General features: G+C 72.6%; 2 protein-coding genes. One reads left to right on the top strand and one right to left on the bottom strand.

Going from position 1 to position 1,762, the window contains the following annotated elements; translation table 11 throughout:
* A partial coding sequence (locus RMO85_RS00350; protein ID WP_310525730.1) for a PspC domain-containing protein occupies window positions 1–708 on the bottom strand: 708 nt, incomplete at its 3' end.
* 144 nt (window positions 709–852) lie between these two features.
* Between RMO85_RS00350 and RMO85_RS00355 the strand changes: the two genes are divergently transcribed.
* Window positions 853–1,762 (top strand): PspC domain-containing protein (locus RMO85_RS00355; RefSeq protein ID WP_310525731.1); only part of this gene is annotated, 910 nt, incomplete at its 3' end.

Here is a 1,762-nt window from a genome sequence, read left to right on the forward strand (position 1 = left end):
GGTGCCGGAGACGTCGATGATGCCGAGCGTGCCGACTCCGGTGGCGATCAGGGCGAGGGTGAACCAGAAGAGGATCGGGCCCCTCCTGCGCGGGTTGCGGGGCCGGACGTACGTCGTCGCCTGGTACGGCTGGTACGGCTGGTACGGCGCCTGGGTGGGCCGTGCCGGCTCGTCTGTGGCGGGCGTCGTCCCGGTCTGCCAACCCGGCTGACCGGACGCGGCCGTGGGTGCGCCGTAGCCACTCGTGGGCTGGGTGGACTGGTGGTCCTTGCGGTTCAGGAACCAGACGACGAGCAGCCCGACGATCACCAGCGGCCACGGGAACCAGAAGGCGCCGGCGAAGTCGCCGATGGCCGCGACGGCCGCCAGGATCCCGGTGCCGATCAGGGCGATGTTGCGGTTGCGGTCGTCGAGCCCCAGCGGCTGGGCCGGTGAGCCCTCCTCCGGGACGAGCAGCCAGATGGCGCCGTACAGCAGCAGGCCGGCGCCGCCGAAGAACACCAGCACGACCAGCGCGACGCGCACGATGATCGGGTCGATGTCGAGGTGGCGCGCCAGGCCGCCGGCGACGCCCGCGATGTGGCGGTCGTCGCTGCTGCGGCGCAGTCGGCCGAGGTCTGCGACCTCGCTGCGGGAGGTGCGCGGGCCCTGCTGGTCGTGCTCGGCAGGCCCGGGGTCGACCGCCGGTGGTGGAGATGGGTTCGTCATGGCCCCAACTCAACGTCACGAACGCGGTCCGCACCATCAGGGACGACCCTGATTGTCCGGTGGCTTTTCCCTGCCGGCCTCAGGGTCCGCTCGGGGGTGCACCTCATGGTGACTCACGAGCCGGCCTGCGACGATGGGAGCACGATGAGCAGCACGACGTCTCCCTCCACCGGCCCGAGGCCGTTTCGCCGCGCCTTCCGCGACACCGAGTCGCCCGTCGCCGGCGGCGTCGCGAGCGGTCTGGCGCGGCACCTCGGGGTGCCTGTCCTGTGGGTGCGCGTCGCCTTCGTGCTGCTCGCCGTCCTCGACGGTCTCGGCCTGATGTTGTACGCCGGCCTGTGGATGTTCCTGCCGAGCGACTCGCACTTCGAGGAGTCCGCGCCGGGTCTGGAGAGCGCCACCCGCACGGGCAGGCGACCGCGCCGCCGCTCGCGGCTGCGCGACGCCGGCCCGGTGATAGCGATCGGGGCGCTGCTCTTCGGTGGGGTGCTCGGCTTCGAGGCGGTCTTCGGGCAGGGCGCACTGTTCTGGCCGGTGGTGATCGCGATCGCCGGTGTCGGGCTGCTCTGGCGACAGGCCGACGAGGCCCAGCGGGAGCGGTGGCTCGACTCGACCGGACGGATCGACCCGTTCCGCGCGATCTTCGGTGGCGGGGGCTGGGCGGCCTACTTCCGGGTCTTCGCCGGTCTCTCGCTCGTCGCCACGGCGCTCATCCTCTTCGCCGTGTGGTCCGGCCCGTTCGAGTTCGCCGGCCCCGTCATCATCGCGGGCCTGCTCGGGGTGGCGGGCCTGGCGATCGTCGTGGGGCCGTGGGCCCTGCGACTCGTGCACGACCTCGGCGCCGAGCGGACCGAGCGGATCCGCACCCAGGAGCGCGCCGACATGGCCGCGCACCTGCACGACTCGGTGCTCCAGACCCTGGCCCTGATCCAGAAGAACTCCCAGGACGCCACCACGGTGGCCCGCCTGGCTCGCTCGCAGGAGCGCGACCTGCGCCAGTGGCTCTTCGAGGCCGACTCCACCGACGCGACCACCCTGGCGGGCGCGCTCAAGG

This window comes from Nocardioides sp., assembly GCF_031422975.1.
Classification (GTDB): Bacteria; Actinomycetota; Actinomycetes; order Propionibacteriales; family Nocardioidaceae; genus Nocardioides.